Here is a 16,484-nt window from a genome sequence, read left to right on the forward strand (position 1 = left end):
GTAATGAACGAAATCAAATGTCCCAACTGTGGGGAAGTCTTTACAGTAAATGAAAGCCAGTATGCTGAACTTTTGTCCCAAGTGAGAACGGCAGAGTTTGATAAGGAACTACACGATAGGATGAGGCAAGAACTGGCCTTGGCTGAGCAAAAGGCTATGAATGAGCAACAGACTAAACTGGCTCAGAAGGATCAAGAAATTGCGCAATTACAGAGTCAGATCCAAAACTTTGATACAGAAAAAGAATTGGCCAAGAAAGAAGTTGAAGAGACAAGCCATCAGGCCCTCTTGGCTAAGGACAAGGAAGTACAGGCCTTGGAGAACCAATTGTCTACCTTGCGTTTAGAGCATGAAAATCAACTGCAAAAGACCCTTTCTGACCTAGAAAAAGAACATGTTCAGGTCAAAAATCAGTTACTATTGCAAGAAAAGGAAAATGAGTTGTCTTTGGCTTCTGTTAAGCAAAACTATGAAGCCCAGCTTAAAGCAGCTAGTGAACAAGTCGAGTTCTATAAGAATTTCAAAGCCCAGCAATCTACAAAAGCGATCGGGGAAAGTCTGGAACAGTATGCAGAGAGTGAGTTTAACAAGGTCCGTAGTTTCGCCTTTCCAAATGCCTACTTTGAGAAGGATAACAAGGTCTCTGCGCGTGGGTCTAAGGGAGACTTCATCTTCCGTGAGTGTGATGAAAATGGGGTTGAAATCATTTCCATCATGTTTGAGATGAAGAATGAAGCTGACGGAACGGAGAAGAAGCACAAGAATGCAGATTTTTACAAGGAATTAGACAAGGACCGTCGGGAGAAGAACTGTGAGTATGCCGTTTTAGTGACCATGCTTGAGGCCGATAACGACTACTTTAACACAGGGATTGTTGACGTCAGTCACGAGTATGAAAAGATGTATGTGGTTCGTCCTCAATTCTTTATTCAGTTGATTGGGCTCTTACGTAATGCGGCGCTAAATTCCCTAAAATACAAGCAGGAGTTGGCCTTGGTTCGCGAGCAAAATATTGACATTACGCATTTTGAGGAAGATTTGGATGCCTTTAAGCTAGCTTTTGCTAAGAACTATAATTCAGCTTCGACTAACTTTGGAAAAGCTATTGATGAAATCGACAAGGCCATCAAACGCATGGAAGAGGTTAAGAAATTCCTGACCACATCTGAAAACCAACTCCGTTTAGCTAACAACAAATTGGAAGATGTCTCTGTTAAAAAATTGACCCGGAAAAATCCAACAATGAAAGCGAAGTTCGAAGCACTGAAGGGGGAGTAGAAAGCAAAAATGAACGGTATTATCAACTTAAAAAAAGAAGCAGGAATGACCTCGCATGATGCGGTTTTTAAACTGCGTAAGATTTTGGGAACCAAGAAAATTGGTCATGGTGGAACCTTGGATCCGGATGTGGTGGGTGTTTTGCCGATTGCGGTTGGCAAGGCGACACGCATGGTCGAGTTTATGCAGGACGAGGGTAAGATCTATGAGGGGGAAATCATTCTGGGCTATTCCACGACGACTGAGGATGCTAGTGGGGAAGTGGTCGCAGAAACCCCTGTTTTGTCTTCATTGGATGAAAAGCTTGTTGATGAAGCGATTGCTAGCTTGACTGGGCCTATTACTCAGATTCCCCCTATGTATTCGGCAGTTAAGGTTAATGGTCGCAAGCTCTATGAGTATGCGCGTGCTGGTCAGGAAGTGGAGCGTCCAGAACGTCAGGTGACCATTTATCAATTTGAACGAACAAGTCCGATTTCTTATGATGGCCAACTTGCCCGATTCACTTTTCGTGTAAAATGCAGTAAAGGGACTTACATCCGTACTTTGTCAGTTGATTTGGGTGAAAAGCTTGGTTATGCGGCTCATATGTCCCATTTGACTCGTACTAGTGCTGCTGGCTTACAATTAGAAGACGCTCTTGCCTTGGAGGAAATTGCTGAAAAAGTAGAGGCTGGGCAATTAGATTTTCTCCATCCTTTAGAGATTGGGACAGGTGACCTTGTCAAAGTTTTCCTAACTCCAGAAGAGGCTACAGAAGTTCGCTTTGGTCGTTTTATTGAGCTAGACCAAACGGACAAAGAACTGGCTGCCTTTGAAGATGATAAATTGTTAGCCATTCTAGAAAAACGGGGCAATCTCTATAAGCCAAGGAAGGTTTTTAGCTAGATCGTTTAGGAATAAAAATCGGGTGATAGATAACAATTGCTTGATAAAACCCCATACTAATAGTAGAATGGTTTTGGGAATTATAATATTCCAATTGTTGCGAGTTGTAGGTACTCAAATAATCTATATAGAAATTTGGAGGTGTGAAATGAAGCAATTTAAAATTCTTTCAGATAAATATTTAGAGTCCATTACAGGTTCTGGTGGGAACTTAGGCCCAGGAATATATTGTGTAGACGTTAAAGGTCGAGCAAAATGCAGTATCAATCATGGAGAGTTTTGGGGGTACACGGGAAGTGTAATAGTCAATGGCTGGATTAATTATGGTCCATGGGCACCTAGACCAGGATTTGGTGTGATAATTCCATGATGCAAAATGAGTTTCGAGAAAGGGTGGAGCAACTTCTTCAACAAAAAGAAATAAATGAAAATAGTGAGTTGAGTCACCTGTTTCGTCTTGCTATACAAAATTTAGACAGAAATGAAAAATACCAATCGGTCATGGCCAATTTGAGTCAAGGGTTGTCGCTTTACCTCATGACGCATCATTACCAGGCACCTAAGTCTGTCATTGATTTTGGTTTATGGATTGCCAAAGCTCCTAGCCAGGAAAGAGGGAGACTGGCTTTCTTGCAGATGCTTGCTCAAACCCTACAGGGCTTTCGTTAAAACTATCGAACATCAGAGGGAAGACTCTGGTGTTTTTTGCTGATGAGACTATAAATTTTGTAAAAAATGTGATAGAATAGACGACGGATAAAATAACGGAGGATAGCATGCAAAATAGACCAATCATTATTGGAGTGACAGGTGGTTCTGGTGGTGGTAAAACCAGTGTTTCAAGAGCCATTTTATCGCATTTTCTTGATGAAAAGATTTCCATGATTGAGCATGATTCATACTACAAGGATCAGTCTCATTTGACCTTTGAAGAGCGTATCAAAACCAACTATGACCATCCATTTGCCTTTGATACAGACTTGATGATTGAGCAGATGAAGGAATTGTTGGCAGGGCGTCCGGTGGACATTCCGACTTATGACTATACTGAACATACACGGAGCAGCAAGACCTATCGTCAGGAGCCTCAGGATGTCTTTATCGTTGAGGGCATTTTGGTCTTGGAGGATAAGCGCCTGCGCGATTTGATGGATATCAAGATTTTTGTGGATACGGATGATGATGTGCGCATTATTCGTCGTATCAAGCGCGATATGGAAGAACGTGGCCGTAGCCTTGATAGCGTTATTGACCAGTATCTAGGTGTGGTTAAACCCATGTACCATCAGTTTATCGAGCCGACTAAGCGTTATGCTGATATCGTCATTCCTGAGGGAGTCAGCAATACAGTAGCTATCGACCTGTTGACGACCAAGATTGCAAAGATTTTGGAAGAAGCTCGAAATAGCAAATAAACAGAATTGGAGGCCTTGCCTCCTTTTTCTATTTTTCCCTCATAATGGTACATAAATGGAGATTTTTAGGCATATTTTTGGTATAATAATACCCATGAAAGAGCAAGAAAAGGAATAGTAGGTGGAGATGGAAAAGTATTTATCGGTAACAACTTTGACCAAGTATCTGAAAATGAAATTCGATAAAGACCCTTACTTGGAACGGGTCTATTTAACTGGTCAAGTTTCCAACTTTCGTAAACGACCTACTCACCAATATTTCTCCCTAAAGGATGACCATGCAGTTATTCAAGCGACCATCTGGTCTGGGATTTATCAGAAATTAGGTTTCGACCTAGAAGAAGGAATGAAAATCAATGTGATTGGGCGTGTGCAGGTCTATGAACCAAGTGGTAGCTACTCCATCATCATTGAAAAGGCTGAGCCTGATGGGGTTGGGGCGCTTGCGATTCAGTTTGAACAACTCAAGAAAAAATTGACAGAAGAAGGCCTGTTTCAAGAGAGGTTCAAGCAACCTCTGCCCCAATTTTCTAAGAGAATTGGTGTAGTAACCAGTCGCAGTGGAGCCGTTATTCGAGATATTATCACGACCGTCAGCAGGCGATTCCCAGGTGTGGACATTCTTCTCTATCCGACCAAGGTGCAAGGTGATGGTTCTGCGGAGGAAATTGCTCGAAATATTGTGCGAGCTAATCAAGGGGACGATTTGGATTTACTCATTATTGGTCGTGGAGGTGGTTCTATTGAGGATCTCTGGGCCTTTAACGAAGAAATTGTGGTACGAGCTATTTTTGAGTCTCGTTTACCAGTTATCTCTAGTGTGGGACATGAGACGGATGTGACCTTGGTGGATTTTGTGGCAGATCGCCGCGCTGCGACACCAACGGCTGCAGCTGAACTAGCAACACCTGTGACCAAGTTGGATTTATTAGCTCATTTGCAAAATCAAGAAAAACGGATGGCAACAGCAGTCCGAAATGTCCTATCTAAGAAACAAGAAGCTTTGAAAAAATGCAGTCAGTCTGTTATCTTTAGACAACCAGAACGTTTGTATGATGGCTATATGCAACGCTTGGATCAACTGCAATTGCGTTTGAAACAAAGTTTGCGAACACGGATTTCTGATAACAAGCAATTAGTCCAAGCAAGGACGCATCAACTGGTTCAATTATCACCTGTTACCAAAATCCAACGCTATCAAGACCGTCTAGGCCAGTTGGACAAGCTCCTCCGTAGCCAAATGGCGCTGGTTTATGATGCCAGGGTTGCTGAAGTCAAGAGACTTTCAGAAGCCTTGTTGATGTTGGATACCAGTCGCATCGTGGCGCGTGGTTATGCTATTGTCAAAAAAGAAGAGTCCGTTGTAGATTCGGTTGAGAGTTTGAAGAAAAAAGACCAAGTAACGCTTTTGATGCGAGATGGTCAAGTAGAATTAGAGGTTAAAGATGTCAAAACAAAAGAAATTTGAGGAAAATCTAGCAGAACTGGAGACCATTGTCCAAAGTTTGGAAAATGGTGAAATTGCTCTGGAAGATGCGATTGCTGCCTTTCAAAAGGGCATGGTCTTGTCAAAAGAACTCCAAGCGACGCTGGACAAGGCTGAAAAGACCTTGGTCAAGGTCATGCAAGAAGACGGAACAGAAAGTGATTTTGAATGAAGAAGCAAGAAAAATTAGCTCTTGTCGAGTCAGCCTTGGAAGACTTTTATGGAGGCCAGCAGTTTGCCTCTAGTTTGCGAGAGTCTGTTCTCTATTCCATTCATGCTGGTGGCAAGCGTATTCGCCCCTTTCTCTTGTTGAAAGTTCTGGAAGCCTTGCAGGTGGCTATTAAACCAGCTCACGCGCAGGTGGCCGCAGCCTTGGAAATGATTCATACAGGGAGTTTGATTCACGATGACCTTCCTGCTATGGATGATGATGATTACCGTCGGGGACGCTTGACCAATCATAAGAAATTTGGTGAAGCTATGGCCATTTTGGCAGGAGATGCTTTATTCCTAGATCCCTATGCCTTGATAGCGCAGGCAGATTTGCCAAGTCAGATTAAGGTAGACTTGATTGCTAACTTATCCTTTGCTTCAGGTAGTCTGGGAATGGTTGCAGGGCAAGTTTTGGATATGGAAGGCGAACACCAGCATTTGTCTTTGGAAGAACTCCAGACTATTCATGCTAATAAGACTGGAAAACTGCTAGCCTATCCCTTCCAAGCGGCTGCTATTATTGCTGAATTGGCACCTGAGATGCAGGTGAAGCTGAAAACGGTTGGTGAATTGATTGGGCTTGCTTTTCAAGTTCGAGATGATGTACTGGATGTGACCGCCAGTTTTGAGGAAATCGGCAAGACACCACAAAAGGATTTGCAGGCTGAAAAATCAACCTATCCAGCCTTATTGGGCTTGGAAGAAGCTATTGCCTTTTGTAACCAGACTTTGGATCAAGCTAATACAAAATTAGAAGAAATTGCCCAGCAGATTCCCTTTGAGATAGAATCGATTGTAAGTGTAGTAGAAAGTTTGAGAATCAATGGCTAAGGAAAGAGTGGATGTACTAGCTTATAAACAGGGCTTGTTTGAAACGCGAGAACAGGCCAAGCGCGGTGTCATGGCTGGTCTAGTCCTAGCAGTCCTGAATGGAGAACGGTTTGACAAACCAGGAGAGAAAATCCCGGACGACACTGAGTTAAAACTCAAGGGGGAGAAACTCAAGTATGTCAGCCGTGGTGGCTTGAAACTGGAAAAGGCCTTGCAGGTCTTTGATTTGTCAGTGGATGGTGCGACCACGATTGATATTGGGGCTTCTACTGGAGGATTTACCGATGTTATGTTGCAGAATGGTGCTGAGTTAGTTTATGCAGTCGATGTCGGCACCAATCAATTGTCTTGGAAATTACGCCAAGACCCACGAGTTGTCAGTATGGAGCAGTTCAATTTCCGATATGCTGAAAAAACTGATTTCGAGCAGGAACCGAGTTTTGCCAGCATTGACGTGAGTTTCATTTCCCTCAGTCTGATTTTGCCAGCCTTGCACCGAGTATTGGCTAATCAAGGTCAGGTTGTGGCTTTGGTTAAGCCCCAGTTTGAAGCAGGACGTGAGCAAATTGGGAAAAATGGAATTATTCGTGATGCCAAGGTGCATCAACATGTCCTTGAATCTGTCACAGCTATGGCAGTAGAGGAAGGTTTTTCAGTCCTTGGTTTGGACTTTTCTCCCATCCAAGGCGGTCATGGAAATATTGAATTTTTAGCGTATTTGAAAAAAGAAGAGTCAGCAAGCAATCAGGTTCTTGCTGATATTGAAGAAGTAGTAGAGAGGGCGCATAGTCAATTTAAAAATGAATAAAAAAGAGAGACTTGAAAAAATTAGACGATTTGTGACAGATTATCAAATCGGTACGCAAGAAGAAATCGTAGAACATTTGAAAGAGGCAGGAATCACTGCCACTCAAGCAACGGTATCCCGAGATATCAAAGAGCTAGGTATTGTCAAAATTCCTTTGAGAGACAACACCTATGTCTATGAATTGCCAAAATCAATCGTGAAAAGTTTGCAACTGGCTGAAGATAATATCGAATCGGCTGAATTGATGGATAAGATGATCAATCTCCAAGTCATTCCAGGAAATACGGCTTTTGTAAAAGCTCAGTTAACCGAAACTTTTGCGGACAAGATTTTCAGCTGTTTAGCTGATGATAGCTCGATTTTAGTCATTGCCAGAAGTGAAAGTCTAGCTGAGGAAATCTTTGAACAAGTAAAAAATTGGTAGGTCTATATGTTACTTGAAATTTCGATAAAAAACTTTGCCATTATTGAGGCTATTTCTCTCCATTTTGAAAAGGGCATGACTGTCCTGACTGGTGAAACGGGTGCAGGGAAGTCGATTATCATTGATGCCATGAATATGATGTTGGGAGCTCGTGCGACGACAGATGTTATTCGTCATGGTGCGCCAAAGGCAGAGATTGAGGGGCTTTTCTCAGTTGAGAATAGTCGCCTTTTACAGGAAATTTTTGATGAGCAAGGTTTGGAATTAGGTGATGAAATTATCATCCGTCGGGAAATCTTGCAAAATGGTCGTAGTATCAGCCGTGTGAATGGCCAGATGGTTAATCTGTCTGTTTTGCGGGCTATTGGACAACATCTGGTGGATATTCATGGTCAGCATGACCAAGAGGAGTTAATGCGTCCCCAACTGCATATCCAGATGTTGGATGAATTTGGCGATGTAGCTTTTTGGGGCTTGAAAGAAACCTATCAAACAAGTTTTGATGCCTATCGAAAAATGCGCAAGCAGGTTCTGGAAGTCAAGAAAAACCAACAGGAACACAAGGCACGTATCGAAATGTTGGAATTTCAAATGGCAGAGATTGAGGCAGCAAACTTGCAGGCTGGAGAAGACTTGTCTCTCAATCAAGAGCGTGATAAACTTCTCAATCATAAAAATATTGCGGATACATTGACCAATGCCTACAGTATGTTGGACAATGAAGACTTTTCAAGTCTGGCCAATGTTCGTTCAGCCATGAATGACATGGAAAGTGTCGAAGAGTATGACCCTGAATACCGTGAAATTTCAAGCTCACTGTCTGAGACCTACTATGTCTTAGAAGACATTAGCAAACGTTTGGAAGCTATTATTGAGGACCTTGATTTTGACGGCAATCGTCTCATGCAGGTTGAGAATCGTTTGGATCTCCTTCATACTATTACTCGTAAGTATGGTGGGACTGTAGACGATGTCTTGCTTTATTTTGCCAAGATCACGGAAGAATACAATCTCTTGACAGGCAATAATCTTTCGTCTGAGGACATGGAAGCAGAGCTCAAGAAGTTGGAAGTCAATCTTGTCGACTTGGCAGGTCAGCTTGCCTCTGCTCGTCATGACTTGGCTCAGCAGCTCGAAGCAGAGATTAAACAAGAACTGCAAGACCTTTATATGGAAAAAGCCCAGTTTCAGGTTCGTTTTAGCAAGGGCAAATTCAGCCGTGAGGGCAATGAAATGGTTGAGTTTTATATCTCAACCAACCCTGGAGAAGACTTTAAACCCTTGGTCAAGGTTGCGTCTGGTGGGGAATTATCCCGTCTCATGCTAGCCATTAAGTCTGCCTTTTCACGTAAAGAAGGTAAGACTAGCATAGTCTTTGATGAGGTGGACACAGGAGTTTCAGGTCGTGTAGCTCAAGCTATTGCACAGAAGATTCACAAGATTGGCCAACATGGGCAGGTTCTAGCTATTTCCCATTTGCCACAAGTAATTGCGATTGCGGATTATCAATTTTTTATTGAGAAGATCAGCAATGACCATTCAACAGTTTCGACTGTTCGTCTCTTGACGGTTGAAGAGCGAGTGGAAGAAGTTGCCAAGATGTTGGCAGGTGATGATGTGACGGAAGCAGCCCTGACGCAAGCTAGAGAATTGTTGAGAAACAGGGAGAAATAAGATGACAGACTATTATGTAATTGGAGATGTTCACGGAAAAGCTGGGATGCTGGAAGACCTTCTCAAAACCTGGGATGGTCAGACCCAGTTGCTCTTTCTAGGGGATTTGATTGACCGTGGTGAAGATAGTCGCCGTGTCCTAGAGATGGTTAAGGACTTGGTCGATAATCAAGGGGCAATCTGTTTGTCAGGAAACCACGAGTATATGTTTTTGACATGGCTAGATGACCCAGAAGAAAGTTATGACCACTATCGTCGCAATGGTGGAGATACAACTATTAACTCTATCCTAGGTCGTCCCTTGGATGCACCAGTTGCCGGAGTGGAGGATGCCAAGCGTGTTGCTACTGAAGCGGCAGACTTGGTCGAATTTATTCGTCAAATGCCTTTTGTGGTAGAGACAGATAAGTATATCTTTGTACATGCTGGTATTGATTTGACCTTGGATGACTGGCGTGAAACCACAGATTATAAAAAAGTCTGGCTTAGAAAACCATTCCACGAAGCCGAAAATCATACTGGAAAAACTATTGTCTTTGGTCATACACCGGTCTATGGTTTGTTAAAGCAAGATCGAGGTACAGCTGAGCTTTGGACTACAGAAGATGGTAAGATTGGGATGGATGGAGGAGCTGTCTATGGTGGTGTCCTTCACGGGATTGTCTTTACAGACCAAGGGATGACAGAACATCACTTTATTGAGAATGACGGCTTTGTCGCTGAAGATTAGTACTCCTAGCAGGGTATGGTCTTGTCAAAATGTCAAAAACAATTTATAATAAATAGATACCCTGAAAGGAAGAGAATCATGAACTTAGAAGAATTGAAAAAACGACAGGAGAAGATCCGTAACTTCTCTATTATCGCCCATATTGACCACGGAAAATCAACTCTAGCAGACCGCATTTTGGAAAAGACAGAGACAGTATCCAGTCGTGAAATGCAAGCTCAACTTTTGGATAGTATGGATTTAGAGCGGGAACGTGGGATTACCATTAAGTTAAATGCCATCGAGCTCAATTATACTGCAAAAGATGGGGAAACTTATATTTTTCACTTAATTGACACACCAGGACACGTAGACTTCACCTATGAAGTTTCCCGTTCGCTAGCTGCCTGTGAGGGAGCGATTTTGGTGGTCGATGCTGCCCAAGGGATTGAGGCTCAAACTCTTGCCAACGTTTATCTAGCCTTGGACAATGATTTGGAAATCATGCCAGTCATTAACAAAATTGACCTGCCAGCTGCAGACCCTGAGCGCGTGCGTACGGAGATTGAAGATGTCATTGGTTTGGATGCCAGTGAAGCAGTTTTGGCTTCTGCCAAGGCTGGTATCGGTATCGAAGACATCCTTGAGCAAATCGTAGAAAAAGTACCAGCACCAACGGGTGATGTGACGGCGCCACTTAAGGCATTGATTTTCGACTCTGTTTACGATGCTTACCGTGGAGTTATCCTCCAAGTGCGTGTTATGGATGGAGTGGTCAAACCTGGTGATAAGATTCAGCTCATGAGCAATGGCAAGACCTTTGATGTTACGGAAGTCGGTATTTTTACACCCAAAGCAGTTGGTCGTGATTTCCTTGCGACTGGTGACGTTGGTTACATTGCGGCTTCTATCAAGACGGTTCAGGATACTCGTGTGGGTGATACCGTTACCTTGGCAACCAATCCTGCGACAGAGCCATTACATGGTTACAAGCAGATGAATCCTATGGTCTTTGCGGGTCTATATCCAATCGAGTCAAACAAGTACAATGACCTACGTGAAGCGCTTGAAAAATTGCAACTGAATGATGCTAGTCTTCAATTTGAACCAGAAACATCTCAGGCCCTTGGATTTGGTTTTCGTTGTGGTTTCCTTGGACTTCTCCATATGGATGTTATCCAAGAACGTTTGGAACGTGAGTTCAATATCGACCTCATCATGACAGCTCCGTCTGTTATCTATAAAGTTAATTTGACCGACGGTGAGTCTATGGATGTGTCAAACCCATCTGAGTTCCCAGACCCAACTAAGATTGCGACCATTGAAGAGCCTTATGTTAAAGCGCAAATCATGGTGCCGCAGGAGTTTGTCGGAGCAGTAATGGAGCTAGCTCAGCGCAAGCGTGGGGACTTTGTGACTATGGATTATATCGATGATAACCGTGTCAATGTTATCTATCAAATTCCACTGGCTGAAATCGTCTTTGACTTCTTTGATAAGCTTAAGTCTTCGACTCGTGGTTATGCAAGCTTTGACTACGAATTGTCAGAGTATCGTCCATCTAAGCTGGTGAAAATGGATATCCTTCTCAATGGAGACAAGGTGGATGCCCTCAGCTTTATCGTTCACAAGGATTTTGCTTACGAACGTGGGAAACTCATCGTTGATAAGCTCAAGAAAATCATTCCTCGTCAACAATTTGAGGTTCCAATCCAAGCGGCTATTGGACACAAGATTGTCGCTCGTACTGATATCAAGGCCCTTCGTAAGAACGTACTTGCTAAGTGTTATGGTGGTGACGTTTCTCGTAAACGCAAACTGCTTGAAAAACAAAAAGCTGGTAAGAAGCGCATGAAAGCTATCGGATCAGTTGAAGTCCCACAAGAAGCCTTCCTCAGCGTCTTGAGTATGGATGAAGAATAAGTTATCAGGAATGCATTTCCTTCTTCACAGGAAATTTATATAAGAATCAATAGTAAAGCAGGCTTTAATGGCCTGCTTTTTTATAAACTATCAAGAAATCGGAGAAAATAATGGTATAGTAGATTGAAACTAGAATAGTACACCTCTACTTTTAAAACATTGTTAGAAATAGATTTGACTGTCCTGATAGATTTGCCCTGTTCTTATTTTTTCATTTCACTATAAAATTTTAAATTTGTGACCATATCTTGACTGTATTTTCCTCTCTTTTTCGAATAAATAAATAGAATAATCAAATCTAGATTAAAAAATGTGCTATAATGAAAGGAGAAGCAATATGACTGTACGTCATCCGGGCATTAGCCCGACCAATGATTTGGTTGCTAAGAAGATTTTTAGCAATCCGGAAATCACTTGTCAATTTATTCGCGATATGCTGGATTTACCAGCAAAAAATGTGATCAATTTGGAGGGAAGTAATATTCATGTCTTGCCTTCCATGCCCTATTCGGCGCAAGATTTCTATACCAGTATAGATGTTTTGGCGGAGTTGGATAATGGTACGCAAGTTATCATCGAAATTCAGGTTCATCATCAGAATTTTTTCATCAATCGTTTATGGGCTTACCTTTGCAGTCAGGTCAATCAAAATCTTGAAAAAATTCGTCAACGAGAAGGTGATACTCATCAGAGTTATAAACACATCTCACCAGTATACGCTATCGCAATTGTGGATAGTAACTACTTCTCAGATGACTTGGCTTTTCATAGTTTTAGCATGCGAGAGGATAGGACAGGTGAGGTTTTAACAATTACAAACAATGGACAGGAAAACCATCTGGTTAAGATGGCATTCTTGGAACTAAAAAAATACAGAGAAACCAGCAAAGACGAGGTTCGCAAGCCATGGTTGGAGTTTTTCGGGAATAAACCCTTTACCCAAGAACCTGAGCGAGCCATCAGCCAAGCAGACCAACTGCTAGATTACAAGAGCTGGTCTGAGGAGGACAGGGAGATGTTTAGTCAACTACGTATGCGAGAAGAACAAGCCTTATTAGCACAGGACTATGCCTTGGAACAAGCTGAAGAAAAAGGGTTGGAGAGAGGTCGTGCAGAGGGGCTTGAACAGGGATTAAAAGTAGGTTTAGTAAATCTAGTCCGCCAAGGTCTTCTGACTTCTGAGGTTGCTAGCCAGCAGTTGGGCATAACCGTCGCTGAGTTTGAGGAGCTATTGAAAAAATACAAATAAGCCCTAAAAAAATACAGAGAAACCAGCAAAGACAAGGTTCGCAAGCCATGGTTGGAGTTTTTTTGGGAATAAACCTTTTACCCAAGAACCCGAGCGAGCCATCAGCCAAGCAGACCAACTGCTAGACTACAAGAGCTGGTCCGAGGAGGATAGGGAAATGTTTAGTCAAGTACGTATGCGAGAAGAACAAGCCTTGTTAGCACAGGAATATGCCTTGGAATAAGCGGAGGAAAAGGGCTTAGAACGTAGTCGTGCAGAAGGTATTGAACAGGGACTAGAACGCGGTCGAGCTGAGGGTATCGAAAAAGGTTTAGAGAGAGGTCTTGAGCGTGGGCGAGCAGAAGGAGTTGAACAAGGACTGGAGCTCGGGAAAGCTGAAGGTAGTTTCGCCATGTTAGCAAATCTAGTCCGCCAAGGTCTTCTGACTTCTGAGGTTGCTAGCCAGCAGTTGGGCATAACCGTCGCTGAGTTTGAGGAGCTATTGAAAAAATACAAATAAGCCCTAAAAAAATACAGAGAAACCAGCAAAGACGAGGGTTGCAAGCCGTGGTTGGAGTTTTTTGTAACTCTCTATCTCCTAGATAGGGTTCGATAAAATACAGTGATTTCGGAGTTAGCTAGTTAGGTCATTTGTAAATCAAGTAAGCCTAAGAGAAGTAGTGATCTTAGAAAAACTGGAGCTGGCTAGCTAATAATCTAATCTATAAGAATCCCTAAGCAAGGGGTTAGAATCTATAAACTGGCCTATGATTTAGTTTTATCCATAAATGATAAAAAAGAGAGTATGGCGTGGCTACTACAGAAGAGCGGCTTTTTAATCATACAATGCTAGGATTTGTTTTTATCAATTAGCTTTTGATGTGCTTAACATCAGGGGGAAACACTTCGAAACAAACCGTAACTAAAATGTTATCAAATTGTAATAAAACCTTGATTTGTATATGTTTCTCAAGACAGAATCGTCAGGAAGCTTGATAGAATAGCTTTGTACAGCCCATCCATATATATATATATGTGGATGGGCTGTCTTTTTCTTGATACTAAGTGAGATAAAGAAGTCAAATGATTATCTTTTTAAAGTAATTTAAGGTATAATAGTTTAGTCATATCAGGTTGAATGATTGAGTAAATTTTTGATTCACAAGGCAAACCTTTGCATTGTGTTACAGTTATGGACTCAGTGATTTCACTTGAAAAAATTTAAACTAAAAAGGGGAACATCTAATATGTTTTATAGTGAGAAGGACGATAGAGAAAAACGCTTGCGGTTTTCGATTCGGAAGGTTAGTTTTGGAGCGGCCTCGGTAGCCGTGGCGGCACTCTATCTCTTTATGGGAAGTGGAGCGGTATCTGCTGAGGAAGCGCAGACCGTACAGTCAAATGAGGAAGTGGCAGCTGATAAGGATTCGGAAACAGAGAAAAAACCAGAGAAACAGCAGCCAACCTACGCTGCTCCTGCTGCAAAGGAACAAGGATCTGCAACCAATACTGAAGCAGGGGATGAAGACTCTGTGAGTGGGGACTCTAGCTCTCCAAAATCTGAAGGTGAAGGTACAAGATCAGAAGAAGCAAGCAGCAAGCCAAAAGTACGTAAAAGACGTGAAGCAGCCCCTGCCCCACCAGCGACTGCAGCCGATGCCGATTCAGCTGCAAATCAGACTTATCAAGCTCCAGGTGAAGGTGCAAATGTAGAGGAGTTAGCAGCGAAGTTAAAAGAATTGCCTGACACAGTAGAGAATGAGACAAAACTTGGTAACATAGACCAAGTTGGTGATACCAAAAATATAAATCAAGGTGAAGTGAAGGAACTTGATGAATTTGGAGGTTGGAAGGCAGTCAATGGCGGAAAATTTGCTGTTGCAAAAAAGACATCTGGAGGGGTCTTTCCTATTGAAACAGTGAATACGGTACATTCGTCTAATGGAGATACTAACCATAATTGGACGTGGGTTAGAGAGTCTGTGTTTGATCGCAGTAATAATTACGCACTCCTTTTATCTAAGGTAAGAACTAAAAAAAATCAAAATGAAGAAACATTTGATAAATCTAAGTATATGTCTACTGGTGAAGGTAATGGGATTTCTAAAGGTTTAAAATCCTTTTCTGGGATAGAAAAAACATTTAAAGTTTATACACCAAAGGTAGGATCCGGAGTAACTATTGAATTTAAAACAGGATATACTGGAGATATTGATGGCAAAAAAGCAAAGTATAAAGTTGAACTGAAAGCCTCAAAAATGGATAATAAAAAGACATTTTATAGTGTTGAGTTTGATCCTTCTCAGGATGTAGCAAATGAAAAAATGAATGTCACAAAGGCAAAAGACGGTGCTGTTAAACCATATTTTACTACTTTACGTTCAGTTATTGAAAAATCTCAATATAATACTGAGCTAGAAAAACAAGTAAATAGACCAAATGGGATTCCTGGAAAATTTAAGAGTAGTCTAATTGATATACCAGCAGGTTATACTGATTATACAGTTACGATTAGTTCAGCTGATAATCAACATCTAGGTATGGGATACCAAATTGATTGGGAACATTATGCTTTGCCAGTTACCGGAGAAGAATTTAAGGTTACTCAGGACACTAGCAAAGTAGCCAAGGATTTATCTCAAAAAGTTTATGATAACTTAATAGCACAAAAAGAAGAAGATACAAAATGGTCTACTACTGAAACCAAGGCTACTTATTACGAAAATTTGAACAAAATTAAGGAGAAGATTAATTCTGGAGTTAGTACTAATGATTATAAAACAGTAGTGAAAGATGCTCTAGAAAAGTGGAAACAGCTGAACGAAGAGAAGCAAATAAAAGACAAAGCTAAGGACACAATAGCAGCTAAGCTTAAAGAAAAAGAAGAAGCGATTGACAACAATGACAAGCTAAGTCCAAGAGAAAAAGCAGCGGCGAAAGAACAAGCCCAAGCGGAAGCGGACAAAGCTAGACAAGCTATTGAAAATGCTCAGACCCAAGATGATGTTGACATGAAGGAAGCTGAGGGAACTAAAGCTATAGGCAATGTGAATCCAATAGGAACAGATAATGCAAAAAATGCCATAGCAGAGGCTGCAGCAAGGAAAATGGCTGAGATAGATGATAATGATAAATTATCAGAAGACGAAAAAACTGCAGCTAAGGAAAAAGTAGAGGCTGCGGTCACAAAAGCAGCCCAAGCTATTAGGGAAGCTAAGGACGCTAAAAATCAAGATGGAGTTAATAATGCTCAAGCAGATGCAGTCTCTAAAGTAACTGCAATCAATCCAGTAGGAAAAGACAAAGCCAAGAAAGCAATAGCAGATAAGCTTACAGAAAAAGAAGAAGCGATTGAAAACAATAGCAACCTAAGTCCTGCAGAAAAAGAGGCGGCTAAGAAAGAAGCCAAAGCGGAAGCGGACAAAGCTAAGCAAGCCATTGAGAATGCTCAAACCCAAGATGATGTTGACATGAAGGAAGCTGAGGGAACTAAAGCTATAGGCAATGTGAATCCAATAGGAACAGATAATGCAAAAAATGCCATAGCAGAGGCTGCAGCAAAGAAAATGGCTGAGATAGATGATAATGATAAATTATCAGAAGACGA

At 41.8% G+C, this 16,484-nt stretch carries 15 protein-coding genes and 1 pseudogene; all 16 read left to right on the top strand.

The window, feature by feature from the left end; genetic code table 11:
• Positions 1–3 precede the first annotated feature (3 nt).
• Positions 4–1,278, top strand: a complete 1,275-nt coding sequence (locus tag HT678_RS02085) for a DUF2130 domain-containing protein (RefSeq protein ID WP_050223098.1) — start codon at positions 4–6, stop codon at positions 1,276–1,278.
• Between the two features lie 9 nt (positions 1,279–1,287).
• Complete coding sequence (truB, locus tag HT678_RS02090; protein ID WP_001013237.1) at positions 1,288–2,166, top strand: tRNA pseudouridine(55) synthase TruB; 879 nt, start codon at positions 1,288–1,290, stop codon at positions 2,164–2,166.
• Between the two features lie 148 nt (positions 2,167–2,314).
• Positions 2,315–2,536: a bacteriocin gene (locus HT678_RS02095; RefSeq protein ID WP_172924554.1), complete on the top strand. Its 222-nt coding sequence runs from the start codon at positions 2,315–2,317 to the stop codon at positions 2,534–2,536.
• Complete coding sequence (locus HT678_RS02100) at positions 2,533–2,835, top strand: bacteriocin immunity protein (RefSeq protein WP_000983427.1); 303 nt, start codon at positions 2,533–2,535, stop codon at positions 2,833–2,835. The genes HT678_RS02095 and HT678_RS02100 overlap by 4 nt, the downstream gene beginning before the upstream one ends.
• A 107-nt stretch (positions 2,836–2,942) precedes the next feature.
• Entirely contained in the window at positions 2,943–3,581 is a 639-nt protein-coding gene (udk, locus tag HT678_RS02105; protein ID WP_001181364.1) for a uridine kinase, read from the top strand.
• 127 nt (positions 3,582–3,708) lie between these two features.
• Entirely contained in the window at positions 3,709–5,049 is a 1,341-nt protein-coding gene (xseA, locus tag HT678_RS02110; RefSeq protein ID WP_172924555.1) for an exodeoxyribonuclease VII large subunit, read from the top strand.
• Positions 5,027–5,239: an exodeoxyribonuclease VII small subunit gene (locus tag HT678_RS02115; RefSeq protein ID WP_000043226.1), complete on the top strand. Its 213-nt coding sequence runs from the start codon at positions 5,027–5,029 to the stop codon at positions 5,237–5,239. Before xseA ends, HT678_RS02115 begins: the two co-directional genes overlap by 23 nt.
• Positions 5,236–6,111, top strand: coding sequence for a polyprenyl synthetase family protein (locus HT678_RS02120; protein ID WP_079252945.1), 876 nt, complete (start codon positions 5,236–5,238; stop codon positions 6,109–6,111). Before HT678_RS02115 ends, HT678_RS02120 begins: the two co-directional genes overlap by 4 nt.
• Entirely contained in the window at positions 6,104–6,919 is an 816-nt protein-coding gene (locus HT678_RS02125; RefSeq protein WP_172924556.1) for a TlyA family RNA methyltransferase, read from the top strand. The genes HT678_RS02120 and HT678_RS02125 overlap by 8 nt, the downstream gene beginning before the upstream one ends.
• Positions 6,912–7,343, top strand: a complete 432-nt coding sequence (locus HT678_RS02130) for an arginine repressor (RefSeq protein ID WP_001034401.1) — start codon at positions 6,912–6,914, stop codon at positions 7,341–7,343. The genes HT678_RS02125 and HT678_RS02130 overlap by 8 nt, the downstream gene beginning before the upstream one ends.
• Positions 7,344–7,349: 6 nt before the next feature.
• The gene (recN, locus tag HT678_RS02135; RefSeq protein ID WP_172924557.1) at positions 7,350–9,017 is read left to right on the top strand and encodes a DNA repair protein RecN; all 1,668 of its coding nucleotides are present in this window, start codon (positions 7,350–7,352) and stop codon (positions 9,015–9,017) included.
• Between the two features lies 1 nt (position 9,018).
• The gene (locus tag HT678_RS02140; RefSeq protein WP_172921818.1) at positions 9,019–9,747 is read left to right on the top strand and encodes a metallophosphoesterase family protein; all 729 of its coding nucleotides are present in this window, start codon (positions 9,019–9,021) and stop codon (positions 9,745–9,747) included.
• A 78-nt stretch (positions 9,748–9,825) separates the two neighbouring features.
• Positions 9,826–11,649, top strand: a complete 1,824-nt coding sequence (gene lepA / locus HT678_RS02145) for a translation elongation factor 4 (RefSeq protein ID WP_172921817.1) — start codon at positions 9,826–9,828, stop codon at positions 11,647–11,649.
• A 337-nt stretch (positions 11,650–11,986) separates the two neighbouring features.
• Positions 11,987–12,898, top strand: a complete 912-nt coding sequence (locus tag HT678_RS02150; protein WP_172921935.1) for an Rpn family recombination-promoting nuclease/putative transposase — start codon at positions 11,987–11,989, stop codon at positions 12,896–12,898.
• Between the two features lie 3 nt (positions 12,899–12,901).
• Positions 12,902–13,397 (top strand): annotated as a pseudogene (locus tag HT678_RS02155) (hypothetical protein); the annotation flags it as partial.
• Between the two features lie 727 nt (positions 13,398–14,124).
• A partial coding sequence (locus tag HT678_RS02160) for a DUF1542 domain-containing protein (protein ID WP_172924558.1) occupies positions 14,125–16,484 on the top strand: 2,360 nt, incomplete at its 3' end.

It is taken from the genome of Streptococcus sp. 3167 (assembly GCF_013277175.1).
Classification (GTDB): domain Bacteria; phylum Bacillota; class Bacilli; order Lactobacillales; family Streptococcaceae; genus Streptococcus; species Streptococcus pseudopneumoniae.